We start from the raw sequence: 23,885 nt of genomic DNA, 5'->3' as shown, positions 1-23,885 counted from the left end.
CCGGCAGAGGTCGTCGCTGAGGGCTTTGTTATCACCCGCTTACACGAAGTCGTCGCCGATCTGCTCGGGAATGCAGGCCAGTTTCGCCTCCCCGATGAGATTCATATCGCCACCGGTAGCGATGACGCGATCGAACAGGCCAGGATGCGCGCTCACACGCTCAGCGATACCAGCAACGCCGGCTGCATCACTTCGACAACGTCGCCCGCACCGTATACTCGCCTTCCAGCCCACCCTGCTCCGGCCGCACGAAATACCGCGACGAATCGAGATCCGCCGGCAGCGGCTCGACCGGATAACCGTGCTTTTCCCACGCATCGAGGCCGCCCTTCAGCGCCCGGATGTTGTGGATCATCTTCTTGCGCTGCATCTTCGCGATCAGCCGCTTCGCGGTCGCCTCGTTCGGGCACACGCAATAGACGACGATCGGCCGTTTCAGCACTTCTGGATCGAGCAGGTCCGGCGAATCGAGATCGACCGGCACCGCACCGGCAATCCGGTACGGCTCGCGTTCGCGAATCGCCTTCGGACGTGCATCGAAGATCAGCGGCGGTTCGTCGGACGTCATCATCTCCACGAGCTGCGGCGGCGAGATGCGCACCTGCGCGAGATAGCGGCGGAACTGCACGCGACGCACCCAGCGGTACAGCAGGAACGTGATGAAGATCGCGAGAAACGCGTCGAGAATCGTGCCGCCGCTCGCGCGCACCCACAGCACGAACTGGACGATCTGGTCGTGAATGGCCGCGCCGCCGATCAGCCAGAACGCCGCCCACAGCGACGCGCCCGCCAGATCCCAGAACAGGAATACGCCGACGCCGATCGCGGTCGTGCCGAGCAGCGGCGCCGACACGAGGCCAAGGCCCGGCAGGAATTTCGACAGCACGAGCAGCGGCGCGCCGTACCTTTCGAATACGTTACGCGCGAAACGCAGCGTCGTGTCGAGCGAAAGCGAGAAGCGCACGAGGCCGTTCAGCAGGCGCCGGCCGCGCGTGCGGCCCATGAAGAACCAAAGGGAATCGGCCAGCATCGTCGCGCCGATCGCCGCCGCGAACATGCTGACCCAGGACGCCTGCCCCATCGCCGCCATCGTGCCGCCGAGAATCAGCATCGGCACGGCCGGCACCGGCACGCCGAGCTGCGTGATCAACACGCTCGCGAACACGGCCCACGGGCCGAGCGACGATGGAATAGCGATGGGAAAGTGCCACACGGCGGCGCTCCTGGAAGACATGCGGGCCGCGCGACAGGGCCGTCGGTACGGCGGCGCAACGGCCGCCGCGGCACGTCCGCGATCGACCGATGCATCATGCGCATTCTAAACGGGTTTGGCCTCGCTCGCGCGGAACACCGGCCGGCGGCGCGGGCTTTGCGCGCGGCGTGACGCGACCGTGACGGTCACACGTCGGAGCGCGGCGCGAGTTGTGCGATATGTTCCGCGTAGTCGGGAAACTCGGCCGCCAGCGCGGCCGCATCCGCCAGCTCGAACTCCGCGAACTCGAATCCGGGCGCAACCGTGCAGCCGACGAGCGCGACGTGCTGCGGCGACGCGCAGCGCGCGCCGAACCAGCTTCCGGCCTGCACGACCGTCTGGAACACGGTGCCCGGATGGGTGAGCGGGTTGCCGAGCCGGTGGATCGTCAGCCCGTCGCGCGCATCGAGCACCCACACTTCGATCGGATCGCCCGCGTAGAAATGCCAGACTTCGTCGGAACGGATGCGATGCCACGACGAATACGCGCCGTCGCACAGCAGGTAGTAGATCGCGGTCGACGCGGCACGCGGCGCGCCGTCGGACGGGCGCACGACCGACTCGGTCGCGCGGTAGGTTTCACGGAAATAGCCGCCTTCGGGATGCGGCTGCAGGTCGAACTGGCGAATCAGGTCGGTCGCGGAAATCGGCATGGCGGATGACGTCGGTAAGGTAGAAAACCGGCATCCGGCCGACTGTCCGATCGCGATTCATGCGCCCGGGTGCCGCCGGATGCCCCTGCGTCGATCGCGGCTGCCATGCACGCGGCGATCGAGCGGACACCGGCCGATGCTGCCAGAACTGCATGCCGGGATGCAACTGCGGACGCGCAATCGCGTATCGGCGATGCGTATCGGCGCTGCTCGCCGCGCCGTGTTGGGCGATTCGACGACGCAGCACACCTGCTCACGCAAGAAGTCCGGAATGCCGCGCGGCAGCCCGCCAACTGCGCGCGCTGCTGCCGCATCGGCCCGCCGTACCGCGTCGGTCACGCAGCCGCCGACGTGCCCGCCTCGTCGTGCCGTACCAGCAGCACCGGCCGGTCGGCCGCACGCAGCAGCGATTCCGCCACGCTGCCGAGCAACAGCCTGCGCAGGCCGTGCCGCCCGCTCGTGCCCATCACGATCAGATCGGCGTCGGCTTCGGCCGCGGTACGCATCAGCACCGTCGCGATGTCCTCGCCGTACGCGTCGAGCGCACGCACCGTGCCTCGCACATGCTGCTGCGCGAGCATCGCTTTCGCTGCGTCGAGTACCGGCGTCGCGGCATCGGTCGCGGCGACATCGCCGTCGTGCTCGGCGGCGAAGCCGGCGTCGACGTCGACGAGCTGCGGCCGATGTTCGACGACGTACGCACACGTCACTTCGCCGCCGGACGCCGTCGCGATCCGGATCGCCTCGTTCAGCGCGAGACGCGCGCTCGGGCTGCCGTCGAGCCCGACGAAAATCCGCTTGTACATGGTCCGCCCCTCCGACCGGGCAGGCGTCGCGCGTTGCGCAACGACGGCCCGTCATCGCAAGCCGGCCCGGCGCCGGCTTGCCTGCCGAACAGTCTGCCCCACGTGCCGGCGCGTGCGTTGACGCGCGTCAACCGCGGCCGGCGCGCGCTGCTTCACGCGTTTGCTGCAATTTCAACCGACCCCATTACAAAAAACGTATAAAACGCGCACAATTTCATCTTGAAAATAATCGTTGCATGCAGCCGGTGCGAGTTTTCCCCGGTTTTGCCGCGCTGCCCGAGTGCCCCGGGTAGTCCGAACAACAGAATGGCCATCGAATGACCGCCAGTGGAACCCCGACGCGGGACGCCCGAGGGCCCACGCGCCTTCAGATCATGTTACGCCAGCCACTCGCGACCGGCGTCGTTACGCTGTGCGCGGGTGCGGTGCTATCGCTCGGTGTCGCGCTCCTGGTGCGCGAGCAGTGGCAAGGCGCCGTTCACACGCGTTTCGAACGCCGCACGACGCACGTGACCGCGATGCTGCGGCATGAACTGCAGGCCGGTGCCGCCGTGCTCGAAGGCGCGCGCGGCGCGTTCGGCCTTGTGCCGGACATGACGCCCGGCCAATGGCGCCGGTATGCGGAAACGCTCGATCTCGACAGCGGCCGCTCGCCGGTCCGGCAGATCGGCTATGCACCGCTGACGCCCGCGGCGCGCGGTGCGCTGGCCGGCACGAAGCCGCTGCCGGCCGATGCGCTCGCGGCGGCGACGCTCAGCGCCCCCGCGTCGAACGCGCCGGTCGTGCGCTTCGGCGCGTTCGACGCGGCGCCGCTCACGCGTGCGCTGCGGACCGGCGATATCGCGCTCGGCGTCCACCCCGCCGACGACGACAGCTCCCACGACGCACGCACCCTGACGCTGTTCCTGCCCGTAACGACCTCGCCGCTGGCCGCCGCCACGCCGTCCGGCACGCGCGAAGCCGGCGCCGACGGAATGCTGTTCGCGGCGCTGAGCGCGCGGCGCCTGGTCGAGCGCGCGCTCGACGCGGAGCGCGGGATCGATCTGCGGATGACCGCCGGCGGCGATTCGCGCGCGATCGTCAGCGTCGAGACGACGACCGACGAAGCGTCGGCGTCGCCCGACCTGATGCGGCGCACCGACGTGCTGAATTTCGGCGGCACCGCGCTGACGCTTGCCTATTCCGCGGACGGCCGGCCGAGCGCGACCGGCGCGCAGCGTGCGGCCGGCACCGTGCTCGCCGCCGGGCTGATCGCGTCGTTCGGGTTCGCGGCGCTCGTCCATGCGCTGCTGCGCGGGCGCGCCGATGCCGGCGCGAGCAGCCGCGGCATCCTCAACGAGGCGCGGATGATGGGCATCATCCGTTCGTCGATGGAAGCGATCATCACGATCGACGAAACGCAGAAGGTCGTGATCTTCAATCCGATGGCCGAACAGGTGTTCGGCGTGTCCGCGATGGAGGCGATCGGCGCGCCGCTGTCGCGCTTCATTCCCGAGCGGTTCCGCGCCGCACATGCGAAGCACGTCGACCAGTTCGGCGTGACGGGCGTGTCGGAGCGGCAGATGGGCCGCCAGCGCGTGCTGTTCGGGCTGCGGGCCAACGGCGAGGAATTCCCGATCGAAGCGTCGATCTCGCAGATCCGCGACGCGTCGGGCAAGCTTTATACGGTGATGCTGCGCGACATCACCGAGCGGCAGCGGGCCGAGAACGCGCTGAAGCAATCGCGCGAGGAATTGCGCGAATTGTCCGCGAACCTGCAGAACGTGCGCGAAGAGGAAAAAACCCGCATCGCGCGCGAGCTGCACGACGACCTCGGGCAGCAGCTCACCGCGTTGAAGATGGACCTGTCCGTCGTCGAGCAGCAATTGCGCATGCCCGGCCGCGCGCAGCCCGACGAAGGCGTGCAATTGCATCTGCAAGGCATGCGGCGGCTGATCGACGCGACGGTCGCGTCGGTGCGGCGCATCGCGGCCGACCTGCGGCCGGTGATGCTCGACGATCTCGGCCTCGTGCCCGCGATCGAATGGCTCGCGAACGATTTCACGAACCGCTACGGGATCGATGTCGAGCGTCACATCGAAACGGGCGGCCTCACGTTCACCAGTACGGGCGCGACCACGCTGTTCCGCATCGTCCAGGAAGCGCTGACGAACGTCGCGCGTCATGCGGATGCGACGCGCGTGACGTTGCGGCTCGACATCGAGGAAGGCTTTTGCGTGCTGCGCGTCGCGGACAACGGCCGCGGCGCGGCGCCCGGCGGTCCGGCCCACGAGGACAAGTCGTTCGGCCTGATCGGCATTCGCGAACGCGCACACATGCTGGGCGGCACCGTGACGATCGACACCGCGCTCGCGCGCGGCTTCTCGATTACCGTCGCGTTTCCGCTCGGCACCGTTCAACAGGACACGCTCATCACATGATCAAGGTGCTCATCGCCGACGACCATACGCTCGTACGCGACGGTCTGCGGCACATCCTCCAGAACGCCACCGGTTTCGAGGTGGCCGGCGAAGCCTGCGACGGCCCGTCGACGATCGCGCTGGTGCGTGCGACGCCCGCGCAGGTACTCGTGCTCGACCTGTCGATGCCGGGCCGCAACGGCGTCGAGCTGATCAAGCAGATCAAGGACGAGAAACCCGCGCTGCGCGTGCTGGTGCTGACGATGCACGCGGAGCAGCAATACGCGGTGCGCGCGTTCCGCGCGGGCGCGTCCGGCTATCTGACGAAGGAAAGCGCGAGCGCGGAGCTGGTCGGCGCGGTCGCGAAAGTGGCGTCGGGCGGCGTCTACGTGAGCCTCGCGATGGCCGAGCAGTTCGCGCAGAGCCTGAACGAGCCGGCCGAAACGCTGCCGCACCAGCGGCTGTCGGACCGCGAATTCGACGTGTTCCGGCGGATCGCCGCCGGCCAGACGCTGACCGAGATCGCGAATGCGCTGTGCGTGAGCGCGAAGACGGTCAGCACCTACAAGACGCGGATTCTCGAAAAGATGCAGATGCCGCACGAAGCGGCGCTCGTGCGTTACGCAATGCGGCACAAGCTGCTCGACGAAACGGACGACGTGTAACGGACGACGTGTAACGGACGACGTGTAACGGACGACGTGTAACGGACGACGTGTAACGGACGACGTGTAACGGCGACGTGTAGCGGACGACGTCTAGCCAGTGTAGTGCGGGCCTCGACGGGCCCGCGCGTGATCGTTACTTCGCGGGCACCGGGCACGCGAGGTCGCCCTCCTCGCAGGACAAATAGCCCTTCAGCGTTTCGGTGCGCGCTTTCGTCAAATCGTCGAGGCAGGTCGATACGACCATCGGATACGCACTGCCGCCCTCGGCATTCGCGCTCGAGAAATGGCATTCGGCATCGCGGTACGCGATCCACGCGCGCTGTGCATTCACGAGCTTGTCGGCAAGCGGACGCGCATCGCGCAGGCGCGCGGTGACGGCCTGGTAAGTCCGGTTCAGTTCCCCGTCGGATTTCTTGTACGCGCGATCGGCACACGCCGTCATCGTCGCCTGATCCGTCGCGTCCGCACAATTCGCCTGCGCATGGGCGACGCTCGCCACCAGCGCCAGCGAGCCCAGCAGACCGGTCAAGACACGCATGGATGCTCCTTGTTGTTCGTTGAAGTTGGAAACCCGGTGCCCTGCGGCGCCCCGTGTGGATTGGCCGCGCTCCCCGCGGCAACATCGACCGCGATGCTAGCGCACGCGCGGCGGATTGTCAGCGGGGGGCCGGGGTTGCAGCCGGACACTCGCTCGGGAACGATTGCGCATGCACCGCAATCGCGGTCTCGGGTGCTGCAGGTGGTCGCGGTCGATTGCCCGCGGATCTTGCTCGAACGAACCCATGGAAAGAGAGACTTCCCGGCGTCGGCCCGAACGAACCCATGGGAAGAGAGACCTCCGGCATCGGCAAATATCGGATTGCCCGGCCGACGATTTCGCCCGCCGTGTGCGCCGGTTCGCTGAGCTTCGTATCATGGAAAAAGCCCGCACTCGGAACTGAACCGAGTGCGGGCTTTCGATACGACGTCAGCCGCGGCCTTCAAGGCCGCGAAACGACGGCTGGCTTAGTGGCCGAAGTACACCGACGAGCGGTCGCTCACGGCCGGCACGACCGCGCGCTGGCCCGACTGCGACGTCGCGACCGGGTTCGAACCGTAGCCGGTTGCGTCGGCTTGCGCACCGGCGTTCTGCGCGGCGATCTTGGCCTGGGCGGCCTGGATGTTTTCCGGATAGTTCATCCAGTCGTTCGGGTTGTAGCCGGCCTTTTCGAGCTGGACCAGCTCGGCGCGCACCTGCGCGCGGGTCAGCGGCTGCTGGTTCGATTGGGCAAACGAGACGACCGGTGCGGCCACCAGGGCGGCCAGTGCAACTGCCTTGATCAGCGATTTCATGATGCGTTACCTCCGGGATTGTTTTGTCAGGCGCTTCGGACTCGAGGTCGTTGCGCATGAGTAGAAGTCTAGGAGGCTCGGCTATCAGGGTAAATACTTAAATCGCAAATTCACTGTTGATCGAAACCGTACAATCGAGCGGGAATAAGTCGTTTCGTCAGACGATTATCGCCGCCTGCGCGCCGAATGCCGCGACACGGCTTCGTTACTGCGAAGCGCCGGTCGGATCGGGCGCGGCCGGCATCGGCACCGACGGCGGCGGAGCCGGCACGGCCGAAGGGGCGACGCCGATACCGGCGCTGCTTCCACTCGTCGCACTGGCGCCTGCCGGCGGCGGCGCAGGCTGCGGCTGCAGTTGCGAGGCGCCCGCCGACAGCGCGGCGGCCGACGCGGCCACTTCGGATGCCGGCACCCATTCCTCGACGATACCGCCCGATGCGGCATCCGGCGCCGATGCGGCGGATGCCGCCGATGCCGCCCCCTCGTCGGCCTCGGCCGGGCGCTCGATACGCTGCGTCCTGACCGGCACGGGCACCTTCTTCGGCTCGGGCGGGAACCACGTGTCGAACAGGTCGGCCGCGCGCTCGCGCAGCGACGCGAACCAGCCCGGCGACGGCTCGGTATCGAATTTCGCCTTGGTATCGACGATCCGGGCGCGCTGCGCGCGCTGGAAGAAATCGCCGACGATCGGCAGCGCGCTGTGCGCGCCCTGCCCCCAGTAGTCGCTGCGCAGCGTCACGCGGCCGTCGTCGAATCCGACCCACGCGCCGGCGACGAGGCCCGGCTGCATCAGGATGAACCAGCCGTCCGCATTGTCCTGCGTCGTGCCGGTCTTGCCGGCCACGTCGCCGCGGATGCCGAAGCGCGTGCGGATGCTGCCGCCCGTGCCGCGCGTGACGACATCGCGCATCACGTCGAGCAGCATCTTGTCGGTTTCGGCATCGAGCGCGCGCTCGGGCGGCGCCGGTGCGTATTCGGCGAGCACGTCGCCCTGGCGATTCTCGATGCGCGTGACCATCTGCGGCTCGACGTACAGCCCGCCGTTCGCGATCGTCGCGTACGAGGCGACCATTTCCTTCAGCGTGACCGGGCTCGTGCCGAGCGCGAGCGACGGCACGCGTTCGAGCGGGCTTTCGCGCACGCCCATGTCGCGCGCCAGCCGCGCGACGGCGGCCGGGCCGATCTTCTCCATCACCTGCGCGGTGATCCGGTTGCGCGACAGCGCGACCGCGTCGCGCAAGGTCATCGGCTTGCCCGTAGGCGGCACTTCGTCGTTCGGCCGCCAGATCTCGCCGCCTTTCAACGGGATCTCGACCGGCTGGTCGATGAACGTGTCGTCCGGCTTCATCCCGCTCGCAAACGCGGCGCCATAGACGAACGGCTTGAACGTCGAGCCCGGCTGGCGCCGCGCCTGCGCGACGTGGTCGAACGGCTCACGGGTGAAGTCGCGGCTGCCGACCCACGCGCGGATCTGCCCGTCGCGCGGATCGATTGCGAGGAAGCCGGCCTGCACGTCGGTCTTCGCCTTGCACAGCGCATGCAGGAAACCGCGGTCGGCCGCGAGCATCTTCATCGCCGCCGCGTCGTCCTTGCCGGCGTCCTGCGCCGCCTTGTACTCGGGCGATTCGCGCATGAAGGTGCGGAACACCTCGTTGTCGGTGCCGCAGCCGTCGCGGCCGCTCCATGCGTTGTTCGCGATGCCCTGCAACTGATTGCCCTGCAGCGTGAGCGCCTGCGTCGCCATCTGCTGGAGGCGCGAATCGATCGTCGTGCGCACGATCAGCCCGTCCGAGTAGATGTTGTAGTCGTTGCGGTCGGCCCACGCGATCAGCCATTTGCGCAACTGCTGCGCGAAATGCGGCGCCGGCCCGGGCGGCTCCTTCTGGCGTTCGAAGTCGATGCGCAGCGGCCGGCGCTGCAACTGCGCGAACTGCGCCGGCGACAGCTTGCCGTACTTCACCATCTGGCCGAGCACCGTGTTGCGCCGCTGCAGCGCGCGCTCGGGGTTCAGCACCGGGTTGTAGTAGCTGTTGCCCTTCAGCATCCCGACGAGCGTCGCGCTGTCGAGCACGTCGAGTTCGTCGGCCGACTTGTCGAAATAGGTGCGCGCGGCCATCTCGACGCCGTACGCGTTGTACAGGAACGGCACCGTGTTCAGGTAGGTCTCGAGGATCTGGTCCTTGCTGTAGACGGCCTCGATCTTCAGCGCGGTGATCGCCTCCTTCACCTTGCGCGTGAGCGTCGGCGCGCGGCCGATCTCGTCCGGATACAGGTTGCGCGCGAGCTGCTGCGTGATCGTCGAGCCGCCCTGGCGGCTGCCCGAGAACGTATGGAGCGCGGCCGACGCCGTGCGCTTCCAGTCGAGGCCGTGGTGCGCGTAGAAGCGGTGATCCTCGGTCGCGATCAGCGCGTCGACCATGTGCGGCGAGATCTGCTTGAGCGGCACCCATTCCCGGTTCGACGGCTTGAATTCGGCCAGCAGCTTGCCGTCGGCCGACAGCACCTGCGCCGGCTGGTCGACGCGCGCCTTGCGGATGTCGCCGATGCCCGGCGTGAACGGAACGAGCACGACCACATACGCCGCGAACAGCGCCGGCACGGCGGCGGCGGTGAGCAGCACGCCGCGGCGCGTCGGGTGGCGGACATGGTGCCACGCGGCGGCGGCGAGAGGCTTGACCCGCGCGACGGCGGCTGCCGCGACAGGTTGAGCGCGCGCGACCCATCTGGCACACAAGTCACGCACTGACGACACGTTTCGGCGATTCACGCGGGTGGAGCTCGGCTGAAAAGGCTGCATCGTACCAAACTCGCGCGGCCGTCCGACCCGCGGCGGCGCCGGGCGGGCACACGGCGATGCGGTTTCGCGACGGCGCCGACGCAAAAAAGGCGCGTGCTCCGCGACCGGAACGACGCGCCAAACCTGGTACCACAACCTGAACGCCGCGCGGCGAGGTCGCAGCGAGGACGCGACGGCGGCGCGACCGGCGCTGCGGCTCAGCGTACGAGAAATCCGTACGTGAGCGGATCGCGCTCGTCGACGATCCAGTTCGCGAACCCGCAGATATGCGCGCTGCCCTCCACTTCCGGGATGACGGCCGGGATGTCCCCGACCGTCGTTTCGCGCAGCACGCGCCCCTTGAAGACCGTGCCGACGATCGATTCGTTGACGAGCGTGTCGCCCGCCGCGAGCAGCCCGCGCTGGTAGAGCTGCGCGACGCGCCCGCCGGTGCCGGAACCGGTCGGCGAGCGGTCGACCTCGCGATCCGCGAACACGCAACAGTTCGCCTGCGTCGAACCCGCGTGGCGCGGCGCGTTCGCGATGATCGTGCCGTAAATGTGGTTGATTTCCGGGATCTCCGGATGCACGACCGGATACTTCACGTTCGCGGCCGCCTTCACTTCCGCGCCGAAGCGGATCAGTTTTTCGACCGCCGATTCGCGCACCGGCAGGTCGAACGGCGCGCCGTCGACATAGAAATAAAACGCGCCGCCATACGCGATGTCGCCGGTCACGGTGCCGAACGACGGCGTGTCGACCGACACGTCGCGCCGCCAGATGAACGACGGCACGTTGACGAAGCGCACGGGCCCGGCATGTTCGCCGTCCCATTTGACGAAGGCCTCGATGAAGCCGCACGGCGCGTCGATGCCGACCCGCGTCTCCGGCACCGTGCGCTGCACCCAGCCGAGTTCGACGGCCGCCGTCGACAGCGCGATCACGCCGTGTCCGCAATGGTCGCTGTAGCCTTCGTTGTGCACGAAGATCACGCCGAAATCCGCATGCGGCGACACGGGCTCGGTCAGGTAGCCGCCGTACATGTCGGCATGGCCGCGCGGTTCGAACATCAGCGCGCGGCGGATCTCGTCGGCGTTCTCCTTGAGCCACGCGCGGCGCTGGACGATCGTGTCGCCGGGCAGCCGCGGCAGCCCGCTCGTGACGATGCGGAACGCCTCGCCGCCGGTGTGCGCTTCGACGGTGGAAAGGGAGCGGGAAATTTTCATGGGGATCGAATGCGTTGAAACGAAGGACGGCGGCGCGGCCGCCGTCCGGTGACGGGTGGGTGCGGCGATTACTTCGCGTACGGTTGCGGCAGCCCGTTGCGGATCACGTAGACGGTGGTCGGCGCGCCTTTCAGGTCGCCGTTCGCGTCGAACGAATAGGTGCCCGCGACACCCGCGTAGCTCGACTTCGCGAGCTGCGCGATCAGCTTCGCCTTGTCGGTGGTCGTGCCGGCCTTGACCATCGCGTCGGCGAGCAGCTTCACGCCGTCGTAGTAATTGACGCCGTAGACTTGCGTATCGGTGTGATAGGCGTCGTGGTATTTCTTCAGGAATTCGCGGCCGGCCGGCGTCTTCTCGAGCGCGACACCGCCCTGCGCGCAATAGACGATCGACGCCGCCTCGCCCGCGACCTTGCCCATGTCGGCCGAGCAGATGCCGTCGCCGCCGAGCAGCTTCGCGCGCAAGCCCCGCTGCTTCATCTGCCTGGCCATCGGCGCGCCCTGCGCCGCATAGCCGCCGAGGAAGATCACGTCGGGGTTGGCGGCCTTGATCTTGGTGAGAATGCCGAGGAAATCGGTGGCCGACGAATTCGTGTATTCCTGGTCGACGATCTTGATGCCGTTCGCCTTCGCGACGTTCATGAACTGCTCGGCGACGCCCTGCCCGTATGCGGTGCGATCGTCGATCACGGCGGCGGTTTTCGCGTTCAGCGTCTTCGCGGCGAACGTGGCCATCGTGCCGCCGAGCTGCTCGTCGCTCGCGCCGATCCGGAAGATGTTCTTGAAACCCTGCCGCGTGAGTGCCGGGTTCGACGCGACCGGCAGGATCGGCACGCCGGCGTTCGCATACACGCGCGAGGCCGGAATCGCGACGCCCGAGTTGTACGGCCCGAGCACCGCGACGACACCCTTGTCGACGAGGTTCTGCGCGACCTGTACGCCGGCTTTCGGATCGGCCTGATCGTCCTCGGAAACCAGTTTGAACGTAACGGTCTTCCCGCCGACCTTCACGCCGGCCTTGTTGAGCTCGTCCACCGCGAGCCGCGCGCCGTTTTCGTTGTCCTTGCCGTTGGCGGCCTGCGGGCCCGTCAGCGGCGCCGAATGGCCGATCGTCACGACTTCCTGCGCGTGCGCGGAAGTCAGCGCGCCGACGGCAGCAGCCACCGAGAGCACGGTCGTGAGGTGTCGCATGATGTCTCCTGATTGGTTTTGTGTGAAACCAATGTAGGACACACGTGGTCGCATCGCAAGCAATTTCAAAATAATTCCGGATATTTTGGTCATTTATAGGACCAGATAGAAGTGCGTGCAGGCGTGCTACTTCGGCGCGATATCGCGCCGCACGCGGCGAATGTGCTGTTCGACATAGAACGCGGCCGCATCGGCGTCGCCGGACACGATCGCCTCGTAGATCAGCCGGTGCTCGGATACATAGAGGCGGATCCGGCCCGCGTCGTAGATGCCGTCGTCCTTCAGCCGCTTCCACAGCGGCTGGTCCATCGTCTTCGCGACTTCGTCCGCGATCTTCACGATCAGCGCATCGCCGGTCATCAGCGCGAGCTGCCGGTGGAACAGCCGGTCGCTCTCGTTCCACAGCGCACGCTGGTGCGGATCGTCGACGTCGGTGATGGTTTCCATCTGCGCGAGATAGCGCTCGGCGCCGGCGTCGGCGCGGGCATGGGCGGCCGCGAGGCGCGCGATCGCGGGCTCCAGGATCAGCCGCACGTCGAGCGTCGACGTCGGGCTGAAGTCGGCCTCTGATGCCGTGTGCGCGTCGCCGCGCTGCGCGAGCACGTCGAGCGGCGCCGCGACGACGTAGGTGCCCGAATTGCGCTTCGTGAACACGAGCCCTTCGTTCTGCAGCGCGCCGAGCGCTTCGCGCACGGCCGGCCGGCCAACCTGGAACAGCGCCGCGAGCTCGCGCTCGGACGGCAGCCGCGATTCGGCCGCGTAGCGTCCCGCGCGGATCTCGTCGCGGATCTTTTCGGCTACCTGCTCGTAGATCTGCAGCGGCCTGAAACCGCCTTCGAGTGAGTCGGGACGCGCGGACATCATCGTATGGCTCCTGCCCGTTCGCGGGCGTGGATCTGGAATGGGTTCGCACTATACCGGAGCGGCGCGGCCAGCGCGGCAGCGGCGAGCCTTCTGGCCAGATATTAGAACCAAAATCCACGAAACGCTTTATTTTCTGGGTTGCGGGTGCGCCAGAAAGTGGTATAGATTCGATCCACTGCCCTGTGTCACGGTATCCGGCAGATCTGTGGCGGGCGCGGCATGCGTCCGCCGTTCACGCTCACCGACGCCCACGACGTACACGATGACCGCCTCTTCCCCGCTTCCCGTTTTCGACGCGACCGACACGGCCGCGCTGCTCGACTACCCGGCGCTGCTCGCCACGCTCAGGCAAGCGGTCGTCGAATATGCGGCGGGCGACATCGTCAGCCCCGAACGCCTGGTCGTGCCGCTGCAAGGCGGCGGCGTGATGCTGTCAATGCCGTCGAGCGCCCACGACCTGGCGAGCCACAAGCTCGTGAACGTGTGCCCCGGCAACGGCGCACGTGGGCTGCCGACGATCCTCGGCCAGGTCACCGCGTACGACGCCACCACCGGCGCAATGCGCTTCGCGCTCGACGGCCCGACGGTCACCGGCCGCCGCACGGCGGCGATCACCGCGCTCGGCATCCAGGCACTGCATGGCGCCGCACCCCGCGACATCCTGCTGATCGGCACCGGCAAGCAGGCGGCCAATCACGCGGAAGCGCTCGCGGCGATCTTTCCGGAAGCGCGCCTTCACGTGCGCGGCACGACAGCGGACAGCGCGGCCGCCTTCTGCGCCGCCCACCGCACGCATGCACCGCGACTCGTGCCGCTCGACGGCGATGCGGTTCCCGATGCGATCGACGTGGTCGTCACGCTGACGACGAGCCGCACGCCCGTCTACCGCGAAGCCGCGCGCGAAGGCCGGCTCGTGGTCGGCGTCGGCGCGTTCACCGCGGATGCCGCCGAGATCGACGCGAGCACGGTGCGTGGCAGCCGGCTCGTCGTCGACGATCCGGCCGGCGCGCGCCACGAAGCCGGCGATCTGATCGTTGCGCAGGTCGACTGGCGGCACGTCGCATCGCTCGCCGACGTGCTGAACGGCACGTTCGCCCGCGGCGGCCCGCTGTTGTTCAAGAGCGTCGGCTGCGCCGCGTGGGACCTGGCCGCGTGCCGCACCGCGCGCGACGCGCTGGCCGCGCGCCGCGCCGGCTGACCCGCACGCGCAACCGTTCACGCCGCACGCGCGGCATCGCATCGCCGGAGCCACGCCGGCGGTTTCCCGTACGCGGTGTAGGAAACGCCCTACACCGTGTCGACGCGGCCTACACGAAGTTCCAATTCGGCCGATTTCAATTTCGGCGGCGCAACACGATACTGCCGGCATGAATGCCAGCCTGTCACCCACCGCGCTCAGGGTGTTCCTCGTCGATCACGCAGTCGCCGTTCGCCAGCGGATCGCGCTGCTCGTCGGCGCGATCCGCGGCGTCGTCGTCGTGGGCGAAGCGGAAGACGGCCAGGACGCGTGGACGCATATCCGCAGCAGTCGCGCGGACGTGGTGATCGTCGACGTGCGGCTCGCGGACGGCAGCGGCCTCGACCTGATCGGGATGCTGTCGAAGGCCACGCCGCGCATCGTCACGATCGTGCTGACGAATCACTCGGCGCCGGCATTCAGGGAGGCATGCGCGACGGCGGGAGCCGACTATTTCTTCGACAAGACGGTCGAATTCGACGCCGCGTGCCGTGTCATCGAATCCCTGGTGCACGCTCGCGTGCACCGCCCCTGACGAGCCGGAGCGACTCATGTCCACCGCCACCGCCTGCGCCGCCGACGTGTCCGTCGTATCCCGGCCCACGATTGCCCTGCGCCCGGCCGCACGCGCCGACGCCATCAAGCATCCGGCCGCCCGCTGCTCGGCGTGCGCGATGCGCTCGATGTGCCTGCCGCCGCACCTGACGGCCGCCGAATACGGCCGTCTCGACGCGATCATCTGCACGACGCGACAGGTTCGCCAGGGCGACGCGCTGTTTCGCACCGACGATCCGTTCCAGAGCATCTATGCGGTGCGCGCGGGTTCGTTCAAGACGGTGATGATGCATCGCGACGGCCGCGAGCACGTGACGGGCTTCCAGATCGCCGGCGAAACGCTCGGGATGGACGGCATCGGCGGCGGCCAGCACTGCTGCGACGCGATCGCATTGGAAGACAGCGTGGTGTGCATCATTCCGTTCGGCGCGCTCGAAGCCGCGTGCCGCGAAATGAAGCCGATGCAGCACTTCCTCTACCAGATGCTGAGCAGCGAAATCGTCCGCGAATCGAGCCAGATGCTGCTGCTCGGCACGATGTCGGCCGAGCAGCGCGTCGCGCATTTCCTGCTGAACCTGTCGTCGCGGTTCGAGGCGCGCGGCTATTCGGCGACGGAATTCAACCTGCGGATGACGCGCGAGGAAATCGGCTGCTATCTCGGGATGAAGCTCGAAACCGTCAGCCGGATGTTCTCGCGGTTCCATCGCGAAGCGCTCGTCGAAACGCGCGGCAAGCGCGTGCGCATCATCGACGCGCAAGCGCTCGCGCAGGTCTGACGTACGGCGCACCACCGCCGGCGCGGCATTACCGCATCGTGTCGCCCGTCGCCGCGTCGCGCAGCGCCGCCGTTGCGGCGCCCGCCTGCCACGCGATCAACGCCTGCTCGGCCTGCGCGAACGCGCGGCGCAGCGCATCGTCCACGTCGGCGCCGACGCACGGCGGCAGCGATCGGAGCGCTGCGTCGTGCATCGTCAGGTCTAGCCGCACGTCGTACAGACGCACGCCATCGGCCACCATGCGCGATTCGATCGCGAGTTGGCAGCCATCGATCAACGCGCGAAACCGTTCGAACCGCACCAGTTGCGCGCCGGCTTCGGCTTCGATCGCTGCCGACCCCGTGAATCCGAGACAGGCGATCTGCATGCCCATGCCCATGTCGCCCTCCTGACGTGGCCGCCTGCTCGTCGACCGCCTTGCATGTGCCGGCCGCCTCACGATGGCGCAGCACGTGTTTCCCGTGGCGCGGCGCGCATGTTTCGATCGCGGCCGGCCGATGGCCTGCCCGCGCGTCGCCGGCGCGGAACCGTTCATACGTTGAAGGTCTGCGACGCCTTCATCTCGATCCACGTCATGCCGGCCCGCAACCCTTCGATCATCGCCTCGCGCTCCGTCGGATACGCGTGGCTGTGCTCGAACGTATGATGAAACCGCGCGGCGCCGGCGCCGTGCTCGACCGACACGCGGCAGCGGAACTCGCCCGATTCGCACGGGCGCGTCTCCACTTCGACCGACCAGTCGCGTTCGTGAATGTTGCCCTGCAGTGTCATGCGCCCTCCTGCGGTATCAGCCTTCGAGCCGAAAGTGCCCGCTGTGCAGCAGCACCGGCCGGCCGCCGATTTCCTCGAGCATTCGTCGTGCCATCGCCTCGATGGCCGGCCGGTGCGCGTCGAATGCGCTCAGCAGATCGCGTTCGAGCAGCGACCGCGCGCCGAAATGGTCTTCCAGCGCCTCGGCGGTGACCGCGCACTGGACACAACGCCCGTCGACCAGCGCGGAAAACGCGACGACCAGGTCGCGCGCGCAGTATTCCGGCGGCTCGGGCGGGAAAGTGATGTGCATCTGTCGGCCTGTCATCGTCGCGATGGCTCCATGACGAGAGCATAGTGGTGCGCGCGACCGCGCGCTTGACCCACGTCAACCGGTTCGCTGCACCGCACGATCGCGGTGCGGCCGCCCGACGCCGCTTCAGCCCGCGTCGGGCTCGATCGCCGCGCCGCGCTCCGCGAGCAGCTCGCGCAGCACGCTTCGGTGGCAACGGCGCTCGTCGTCGCAGTAGCAGCCGATCGAGAGCGCGGTGGTTGCCGACAGCGCGGCCAGCAGGTCCAGCACCTTCGCCGGATCGCCGTGCGCCATCTCCGCGCGGAAGTGGCGCTTGAACGCCTTCCATTCGGCGTCGGTTTCGGCGGCCTGCGCCTGCGCGACGAGCTCGGGGCTCGGCGACAGCGTCGGCAACCATACATCATAGTAGTTGCGCGACGCGAATTCCGCCTTCGGCACGCCGCGCGGCGGCCGCCGCACCGTGCCGATCCGCAGGCCTTCGCCGGCCGCGCGCGGCGTGCCGAGCTGGATGATCCGAATGCCCATGTCGCTCCTCTGCTCCCCTGTCTTGCATGCGATCCCGTGATCGTACCGCCGCGTCTGCCCGCGCGTCAGCCGGGCACCGCACATGACGGCCGCCCAACAAAAAACCGGCTGCTCCCGCGACGGGATACAGCCGGTTCCGCATCGTGCGTGGCGCGCCGCCGCGCCGCGTTCAGACGCCGCTCTTCAGCACCTTGCCGATCGCATCCGCGACGATGCCGACGTTCGAGTCGTTCAGGCCCGCGACGCACATCCGGCCCGAGCGCAGGATGTACACGCCGTGCACCTCGCGCAGCGCGTCGACCTGCGATTCGGTCAGGCCCGTATACGTGAACATCCCGCGCTGCTTCACGTAGCGCGTGAGCGCTTCGCCGCTCACGTGGTCGCGCAGGCCGTCGTGGATCGACTGGCGCATCCGCGCGATACGGCGGCACATCGCCGACAGTTCCTCTTCCCACTGCTTGCGCAGCGCCGGCGTGCCGAGCACGGCCGCGACGACCTTCGCGCCGTAGGTTTGCGGGTTACTGTAGTTCGAGCGCACGGCGCCGGCCAGTTGGCCGAGCACGCGGTCGGCCGCGGCCGCGTCTTCGCAGACGACGCTCAGGCCGCCCACGCGCTCGCCGTACAGCGAGAAATTCTTCGAGAACGAATTCGCGACGAGCGTCGGCACGCCGCGGCGGGCCAGCTCGCGCACCGCGAACGCGTCCGCGTCGAGGCCCGCGCCGAAGCCCTGGTACGCCATGTCGACGAACGGCAGCAGCCCGCGCGCCTCGATCACGTCGATCAGCTTCTCCCACTGGCCTTCGTCGAGATCGACGCCGGTCGGGTTATGGCAGCACGCGTGCAGCAGCACGATGCTGCGCGCCGGCAGCGCGTCGATCGCCGCGAGCATCGCGTCGAACTTCAGGCCGCCCGTCGCCTCGTCGTAGTACGGGTACGTGTTCACCGTGAAGCCGGCGCGCTCGAAGATGAAGCGGTGGTTCTCCCAGCTCGGATCGCTGAGCCACACCTGCGAATCCGGGAAATAGCGCTTCAGGAAATCGGCGCCGACCTTCAGCGCGCCCGAGCCGCCGAGCGTCTGCAGCGTCGCGATGCGGCCGGCCGCGCGGGCCGGGTGATCGGCGCCGAACACCAGCGATTGCACGGCGTCGCGGTACGCGGCCAGGCCGACCATCGGCAGGTACGGCTTCGGGCCGCTGTCGCGCTGCAGCGCGGTTTCGGCTTCGCGCACGGCGCCCATCACCGGAATCCGGCCTTCGGCGTCGAAATAGATGCCGATGCTCAGGTTGACCTTCCGATCGCGCGGATCTTTCTGGAAGTTCTCGTTGAGCGTCAGGATCGGGTCACCCGGGTACGCGTCGATGTGTTCGAACATGGCTTGAATCGGTCTCGTTTGGAAGAAGGGTCGGTCGTGGCCTGCGTCAGCGTGCGGAAGCGCCGTCGTGCACCGCAAAGCCCGCATTCTTCTGACGGAAGCGATACCCGATCGCGAGCACCGCGAGCCATACGGGAATCAGGTACACCGACAGGCGGAGATCCGGCGTCAGGTACATCACGACGAGAATGCCGGCCATGAACGCCAGGCACAGGTAATTCGTGAAAGGATAGCCCAGACTGCGGAAGGAAGTCTCCTTCCCGGCAGCACGCTTGGCCTGGCGGAACTTCAGGTGGATCAGGCTGATCATCGCCCAGTTGATGATCAGCGCCGACACGACGAGGCCCATCAGCACCTCGAACGCCTTGCCCGGCATGAAGTAGTTGACCAGCACGCACACGCCGGTCGCGAGCGCCGATGCGCCGAGCGCCGCGAGCGGGATGCCGCGCTTGTTCACCGAGCACAGCACCTTCGGCGCGTTGCCCTGCTGCGCGAGGCCGAACAGCATCCGGCTATTGCAGTACACGCCGCTGTTGTAGACCGACAGCGCGGCCGTCAGCACGACGACGTTCAGCACGTTCGCGACCAGGTTGCTGCTCAGCGCGTGGAAGATCAGCACGAACGGGCTGCCGCCGCTGACGACCTTCTCCCACGGATACAGCGACAGCAGCACGGCCAGTGCGCCGATGTAGAAAATCAGGATCCGATAGATGACCTGGTTGGTCGCGCGCGGGATGCTGCGCTTCGGATCGTCGGCCTCGGCCGCGGTGATGCCGACCAGCTCGAGCCCGCCGAACGAGAACATGATCGCGGCCATCGACATCACGAGGCCCGACACGCCGTTCGGGAAGAAGCCGCCGTGCTGCCACAGGTTCCGGACGGTTGCCTCCGGCCCTGCGTGACCGCTCGCGAGCAGCCAGCCGCCGAAGCCGATCATCCCGACGATCGCGGCAACCTTGACGATCGAGAACCAGAATTCCGTCTCGCCGTACGACTTCACGCTGGTCAGGTTGATCAGGTTGATCGCGACGAAGAACACCAGCGCCGACACCCAGGTCGGCACGCCCGGCCACCAGTACTGCACGTAGATCCCGACGGCCGACAGTTCGGCCATGCTGACGAGGATGTACAGCACCCAGTAATTCCAGCCGGACAGGAAGCCGGTGAAGTGGCCGAAGTACTTGTTCGCGAAATAGCTGAACGACCCCGCGACGGGCTCGTCGACCACCATCTCGCCGAGCTGGCGCATGATGAAGAACGCAACGATGCCGGCCACCGCATAGCCGAGCAGCACGGACGGGCCGGCCATCTTGATCGTCTGCGCGATGCCGAGGAACAGCCCCGTGCCGAGCGCGCCGCCGAGCGCAATCAGCTGGATGTGCCGGTTCTTCAGCCCGCGCTTCAGGCCGTCGCTCTCGTTTCCAGAAACCATGTCTTCTCCACTCTGTCCGCCTCCGCCTGACGCGGTGCGGCGCGCCTCGGTGTGCCGGGCGCTGTTTTGCTGTGCCGGCGGCCGTTCGTGGAGCCGCCGAGTTGGGGGACTGCAATCCTCGCGCGGGGCGTCCGATTCGCGTCGGCGGGCGGCCAGATCGACCGCCGACTCGTTGCCCGCGCCGCATTGCTGCGGCCGCACACGAAAATCCGGCGTCAGTTTAGCGTTGCGACGGCGAAATCGGGTTGCGTAACCCGCTCATGCAAACCCTACATTATGAGATAAGATTGCATCCAGGAGACAGATGAGGAAACAAAAATGCCTGAACCGGTCCTCGATCGCATCGATCGCCATTTGCTGTCGGTGTTGCAGGAGAACGGCCGCGCGTCGAACCTCGACCTGGCGAAGGCGGTCGGCCTGTCGCCCGCGCAGACCTTGCGACGCCACCGCCGGCTGGAGGAGATCGGCGCGATCCGCCGTTACGAAACGCGGCTGTGCCCCGATACGCTCGGGTTCGGCGTCACCGCGTTCGTGCACGTGACGATGGAGCGCGGCCATATCCGCGATTTGTCGAAGTTCCAGAAACTCGTGTCGGATCTCGCGCAGATCCAGGAATGCTTCTCGGTGACGGGCGACATCGACTATGTGCTGAAGGTCGTCGCGCACGATCTGAAAGGGCTATCGCGCTTCCTGCTCGAAACGCTGATGCGCATTCCCGGCGTGAGCGGCGTGCATTCGAGCGTGTGCCTCGACGAGATCAAGTGCACGAGCGCGATGCCGGTGGAAGGCTGACACGCCCGGCGCGCGGGGCCGATGCGTTCAGCTCGCCGCCTCGAACGCACCGATCAGCAACGCTCCCGCTGCAATCACCGCGCAACCGGCCGCCCGGCGCGGCGTCAGCCGCTCGCCGAGATAGACGCGCGCGATCAGCGCCGCGAACACCACGCTCGTCTCCCGCAGCGCCGATACCGGCCCCATCGGCGCGCGATCCATCGCCCAGATCACGATGCCGTAGGCGAGCGCCGCGAACACGCCGCCGCATGCGGCCTTCGCCGTCTCGCCGACCTCCTGCGTCAACCGCAGCGGCCCCGCCCGCAGCCGGTAGTACGCGGCCATCAGCGCGCCCGTCAGCACGAACATCCACGCGGTATAGCCGACCGTGCTGCCGCTCTCGCGCACCCCGATCCCGTCGACCACGCTGTACGCCGCGATCGACACGCCGGTCGCGAACGCGGTCGGCAGCACCTGCATCATCCGGTGTTGCGCGCCGCGCCGGCGTTCCAGCCCGATCGCCATGATCCCTGCGCAGATCAGCACGAGCCCGCATTGCGCGCCGATGTTCAGGCGCTCGCCCGCAAACGCCGCCGCGCCGAGCGTGACGAGCAGCGGCGCCGTGCCGCGCGCGACGGGATACGCGACGCTCAGGTCGCCGTGTTCGTACGCACGAACGAGCAGCAGCGTATAGACGACGTGGATCACGGCCGATGCGACGACGCAGAGCCAGCTCGCCGGCGCGATCGGCACGGCAGCCGGCAGGAACAGCAGCGCGAACAGCCCGATCGCGATCTGCAGCACCGTGGCCGAACGCAGCCGGTCGCCGCTGCTGCGCACCAGTGCATTCCATGACGCGTGCAGGAACGCCGCACACAGAACGGCGAACAGAACGGGGATCGGCACGCTGAACACTCCCTGACGGTCGAAGGCGCGCGATGCGCGGCAGGCGTTCATCGTATGAATGCGTCACCGGATTGTCAAAAAAGCGACCGACGGCCCGCCGTAAAGGATTCGGCTGCCTGCCCCGGTCGCCCGCCCTGCAACGCGTGCGCCGCACTCGGCCTGCACGCTGCCCCATGTGACGCGAAGGTTGCCGGCTATCCACCCCTTTCCGTTCTCTTTCGCCTCGCACCGCGGCGTAATGGAATCGATACCACAGCGCAACCGTCGCGAAAACACTCCGTCCCCATATCTTCATACGCAGCTGTTCCAATGCGCGTGCTCCCTCACGAGCTTCGCGCCGAACCGACACGGCGACGGGGCCGTTCTCCACCATCGAAGACCTTACCCTGGAGTTTCCCGATGTTCCGTCAAGCCTTGCTCGTCACTGCCTGCGCAGCCGCAGCGCTGGCGCTGTTCGCCTGCGGCGGCAGCGACGATTCCACGCCGACGCCCGCCGTGTCGTCGCAGGATGCGCTGCAGACCGCCACGCCGATCAAGCACGTCGTCGTGATCTACGGCGAAAACATCTCGTTCGACCACTACTTCGGCACCTATCCGAACGCGACGAACCCGTCGGGCGAACCGGCGTTCACCGCGAAACCCGGCACGCCGACGCCGAACGGCCTGACGGGCACGCTGCTCACCGCGAACCCGAACTTCACGAACACGGCCAACGGCACCGATGCGGCGAACCCGTTCCGCCTCGACCGCACGCAGGCCGCGACGGCGGACCAGAACCACGCCTACACCGCCGAACAGCAGGCCGAGGACAACGGCCTCGCGGACCTGTTCCCGAAATACACGGGCAAGGGCTCGTCCGGCGGCGCCGGCGCGTTCGGCACGAAGGGCCAGGTGATGGGCTACTTCGACGGCAACACGGTGACCGCGCTGTGGAACTACGCGCAGCGCTTCGCGATGAGCGACAACACGTACACGACGGTCTACGGTCCGTCGACGCCGGGTGCACTGAACGTCGTGGCGGGTCAGACCAACGGGATGCAGATCGTCAAGACGTCGAAGCAGCCGTCGACGCTCGCCGCCAGCTCGTACTACATCAACGACGGCCAGGGCGGCTTCACGATGATCAACGACGTCGACCCGGGCTTCGACGTGTGTTCGAGCACGACCGACCAGGCGATGATGACCGGCAAGAACATCGGCGACCTGCTGAACGCCGCGAAGATCACGTGGGGCGGCTTCATGGGCGGCTTCAACCTGTCGACGACGAACGGCAACGGCACGACGGGCTGCGCGCGCAGCACGGTCGCCACCGCCGTGAACGCCGCGACGGCCGACTACATTCCGCACCACAACTGGTTCCAGTACTACGCGTCGACCGCGAACCCGCAGCACACGCGCCCGAGCTCGATCGCGGCGATCGGTTCGAGCGTCGAGACCGACGGCAAGACCCCCGAACCGGCGAACCATCAGTACGACACGGACGACTTCTTCGCCGCCGTGAAGGCCGGCAACTTCCCGTCGGTCAGCTATCTGAAGGCGCCGGCCGCGCAGGACGGGCATGCGGGCTATTCGGATCCGCTCGACGAGCAGGCGTTCGTGACGAAGGTCGTCAACTTCCTGCAGCAGCAACCGGACTGGCAGAACACGGCCGTGATCGTCACCTATGACGACTCGGACGGCTGGTACGACCACGTGTACACGTCGCCCACGCATGCGTCGTCGGACCCGGTCGATCAGCTCAACGGCGCCGGCAAGTGCGGCACGGGCGGCACCACCGGCGTGAACGGCGCGACCGTGAACGGCCGCTGCGGCCCGGGCGTGCGCATTCCGCTGGTCGTGATCTCGCCGTATGCGAAGCAGAACTACGTCGATCACACGATGCTCGACCAGTCGTCCGTCGTGCGCTTCATCGAGGACAACTGGCTCGGCGGCCAGCGTATCGGCGGCGGCTCGTTCGATGCGACGGCGGGCGACCTGCGCAACCTGTTCGACTTCACGTCGAAGCCGAACACGACGCCGCTCTATCTCGACCCGACGCTCGGCACCGTATTGAGCGCCGCACCGTCGATCTGACCGTCGCGG

At 67.7% G+C, this 23,885-nt stretch carries 24 protein-coding genes; 7 read left to right on the top strand and 17 right to left on the bottom strand.

Translation table 11 applies throughout. From position 1 onward, the window contains the following. Positions 1-187: 187 nt before the first annotated feature. The 4 genes from WS61_RS27630 to WS61_RS35075 all read right to left on the bottom strand — a co-directional run bounded on the left by WS61_RS27630 (position 188) and on the right by WS61_RS35075 (position 3,025). Positions 188-1,213 (bottom strand): DedA family protein/thiosulfate sulfurtransferase GlpE, encoded by a 1,026-nt coding sequence (locus WS61_RS27630; RefSeq protein WP_059505230.1) that lies wholly within the window; start codon positions 1,211-1,213, stop codon positions 188-190. 185 nt (positions 1,214-1,398) lie between these two features. Next, a complete protein-coding gene (locus WS61_RS27625; RefSeq protein WP_059505228.1) occupies positions 1,399-1,905 on the bottom strand; it encodes a cupin domain-containing protein in 507 nt (168 codons plus the stop codon). A gap of 335 nt (positions 1,906-2,240) precedes the next feature. Next, positions 2,241-2,711 (bottom strand): universal stress protein, encoded by a 471-nt coding sequence (locus WS61_RS27620; RefSeq protein ID WP_059505227.1) that lies wholly within the window; start codon positions 2,709-2,711, stop codon positions 2,241-2,243. Between the two features lie 152 nt (positions 2,712-2,863). Beyond that, on the bottom strand, positions 2,864-3,025 hold the full coding sequence (locus WS61_RS35075; RefSeq protein WP_156440506.1) for a hypothetical protein: 162 nt from the start codon (positions 3,023-3,025) through the stop codon (positions 2,864-2,866). Between the two features lie 3 nt (positions 3,026-3,028). Between WS61_RS35075 and WS61_RS27615 the strand changes: the two genes are divergently transcribed. Then, a complete protein-coding gene (locus WS61_RS27615) occupies positions 3,029-5,131 on the top strand; it encodes a PAS domain-containing sensor histidine kinase (protein ID WP_059505225.1) in 2,103 nt (700 codons plus the stop codon). Continuing rightward, positions 5,128-5,775: a response regulator transcription factor gene (locus tag WS61_RS27610; RefSeq protein ID WP_034204855.1), complete on the top strand. Its 648-nt coding sequence runs from the start codon at positions 5,128-5,130 to the stop codon at positions 5,773-5,775. The genes WS61_RS27615 and WS61_RS27610 overlap by 4 nt, the downstream gene beginning before the upstream one ends. 136 nt (positions 5,776-5,911) lie before the next feature. On the opposite strand, the gene WS61_RS27605 is transcribed toward WS61_RS27610, so the two are convergent. From WS61_RS27605 to WS61_RS27580, 6 genes are all read right to left on the bottom strand, one after another. Further along, positions 5,912-6,316, bottom strand: a complete 405-nt coding sequence (locus WS61_RS27605; protein WP_059505223.1) for a lysozyme inhibitor LprI family protein — start codon at positions 6,314-6,316, stop codon at positions 5,912-5,914. Between the two features lie 467 nt (positions 6,317-6,783). After that, complete coding sequence (locus WS61_RS27600; protein ID WP_059505222.1) at positions 6,784-7,110, bottom strand: DUF4148 domain-containing protein; 327 nt, start codon at positions 7,108-7,110, stop codon at positions 6,784-6,786. A 205-nt stretch (positions 7,111-7,315) separates the two neighbouring features. Further along, a complete protein-coding gene (locus WS61_RS27595) occupies positions 7,316-9,907 on the bottom strand; it encodes a penicillin-binding protein 1A (RefSeq protein WP_059505220.1) in 2,592 nt (863 codons plus the stop codon). A gap of 197 nt (positions 9,908-10,104) precedes the next feature. Beyond that, positions 10,105-11,112: a trans-3-hydroxy-L-proline dehydratase gene (gene lhpH / locus WS61_RS27590; protein ID WP_059505218.1), complete on the bottom strand. Its 1,008-nt coding sequence runs from the start codon at positions 11,110-11,112 to the stop codon at positions 10,105-10,107. A 68-nt stretch (positions 11,113-11,180) separates the two neighbouring features. Beyond that, on the bottom strand, positions 11,181-12,302 hold the full coding sequence (locus tag WS61_RS27585; protein ID WP_059505216.1) for a branched-chain amino acid ABC transporter substrate-binding protein: 1,122 nt from the start codon (positions 12,300-12,302) through the stop codon (positions 11,181-11,183). A 126-nt stretch (positions 12,303-12,428) separates the two neighbouring features. Then, the gene (locus WS61_RS27580; RefSeq protein WP_059505215.1) at positions 12,429-13,166 is read right to left on the bottom strand and encodes a FadR/GntR family transcriptional regulator; all 738 of its coding nucleotides are present in this window, start codon (positions 13,164-13,166) and stop codon (positions 12,429-12,431) included. Positions 13,167-13,428: 262 nt separating this feature from the next. On the opposite strand from WS61_RS27580, the gene lhpI reads away from it, so the two are divergent. The 3 genes from lhpI to WS61_RS27565 all read left to right on the top strand — a co-directional run bounded on the left by lhpI (position 13,429) and on the right by WS61_RS27565 (position 15,734). Next, the gene (gene lhpI / locus WS61_RS27575; RefSeq protein WP_059505213.1) at positions 13,429-14,364 is read left to right on the top strand and encodes a bifunctional Delta(1)-pyrroline-2-carboxylate/Delta(1)-piperideine-2-carboxylate reductase; all 936 of its coding nucleotides are present in this window, start codon (positions 13,429-13,431) and stop codon (positions 14,362-14,364) included. Between the two features lie 169 nt (positions 14,365-14,533). Beyond that, positions 14,534-14,938, top strand: coding sequence for a response regulator transcription factor (locus WS61_RS27570; protein ID WP_059505211.1), 405 nt, complete (start codon positions 14,534-14,536; stop codon positions 14,936-14,938). 16 nt (positions 14,939-14,954) lie between these two features. After that, positions 14,955-15,734 (top strand): helix-turn-helix domain-containing protein, encoded by a 780-nt coding sequence (locus WS61_RS27565; protein ID WP_059505209.1) that lies wholly within the window; start codon positions 14,955-14,957, stop codon positions 15,732-15,734. Between the two features lie 28 nt (positions 15,735-15,762). Here WS61_RS27565 and WS61_RS27560 read toward each other — a convergent pair whose 3' ends face one another. The 6 genes from WS61_RS27560 to WS61_RS27535 all read right to left on the bottom strand — a co-directional run bounded on the left by WS61_RS27560 (position 15,763) and on the right by WS61_RS27535 (position 20,126). Then, positions 15,763-16,113 carry a hypothetical protein gene (locus WS61_RS27560; RefSeq protein ID WP_059505207.1) on the bottom strand — a complete coding sequence of 117 codons (351 nt, stop codon included), beginning with the start codon at positions 16,111-16,113 and terminating at the stop codon, positions 15,763-15,765. 152 nt (positions 16,114-16,265) lie between these two features. Beyond that, entirely contained in the window at positions 16,266-16,505 is a 240-nt protein-coding gene (locus tag WS61_RS27555) for a hypothetical protein (RefSeq protein ID WP_006479066.1), read from the bottom strand. Positions 16,506-16,521: 16 nt separating this feature from the next. Next, on the bottom strand, positions 16,522-16,812 hold the full coding sequence (locus WS61_RS27550) for a DUF1488 domain-containing protein (protein WP_034204866.1): 291 nt from the start codon (positions 16,810-16,812) through the stop codon (positions 16,522-16,524). 111 nt (positions 16,813-16,923) lie between these two features. After that, positions 16,924-17,322, bottom strand: a complete 399-nt coding sequence (locus WS61_RS27545) for a DUF488 domain-containing protein (protein WP_059505205.1) — start codon at positions 17,320-17,322, stop codon at positions 16,924-16,926. Between the two features lie 169 nt (positions 17,323-17,491). Then, complete coding sequence (locus tag WS61_RS27540; RefSeq protein WP_059505203.1) at positions 17,492-18,694, bottom strand: amino acid aminotransferase; 1,203 nt, start codon at positions 18,692-18,694, stop codon at positions 17,492-17,494. A gap of 46 nt (positions 18,695-18,740) precedes the next feature. Next, a complete protein-coding gene (locus WS61_RS27535) occupies positions 18,741-20,126 on the bottom strand; it encodes an amino acid permease (RefSeq protein ID WP_059505201.1) in 1,386 nt (461 codons plus the stop codon). Positions 20,127-20,444: 318 nt separating this feature from the next. Here WS61_RS27535 and WS61_RS27530 point away from each other — a divergent pair, with 318 nt between their 5' ends. Continuing rightward, positions 20,445-20,918, top strand: a complete 474-nt coding sequence (locus tag WS61_RS27530; RefSeq protein WP_059505199.1) for an Lrp/AsnC family transcriptional regulator — start codon at positions 20,445-20,447, stop codon at positions 20,916-20,918. A 27-nt stretch (positions 20,919-20,945) separates the two neighbouring features. Here WS61_RS27530 and WS61_RS27525 read toward each other — a convergent pair whose 3' ends face one another. Further along, complete coding sequence (locus WS61_RS27525; RefSeq protein WP_059505197.1) at positions 20,946-21,854, bottom strand: EamA family transporter; 909 nt, start codon at positions 21,852-21,854, stop codon at positions 20,946-20,948. Between the two features lie 348 nt (positions 21,855-22,202). On the opposite strand from WS61_RS27525, the gene WS61_RS27520 reads away from it, so the two are divergent. Then, positions 22,203-23,876, top strand: coding sequence for a phospholipase C (locus tag WS61_RS27520; protein ID WP_059505195.1), 1,674 nt, complete (start codon positions 22,203-22,205; stop codon positions 23,874-23,876). The last annotated feature ends 9 nt before the right edge of the window (positions 23,877-23,885 follow it).

Source organism: Burkholderia sp. ABCPW 11, from assembly GCF_001523445.1.
GTDB lineage: Bacteria > Pseudomonadota > Gammaproteobacteria > Burkholderiales > Burkholderiaceae > Burkholderia.
The sequence above is the reverse complement of the archived record's forward strand: the minus strand, read 5'-3'. Positions and strand labels throughout refer to the sequence as shown.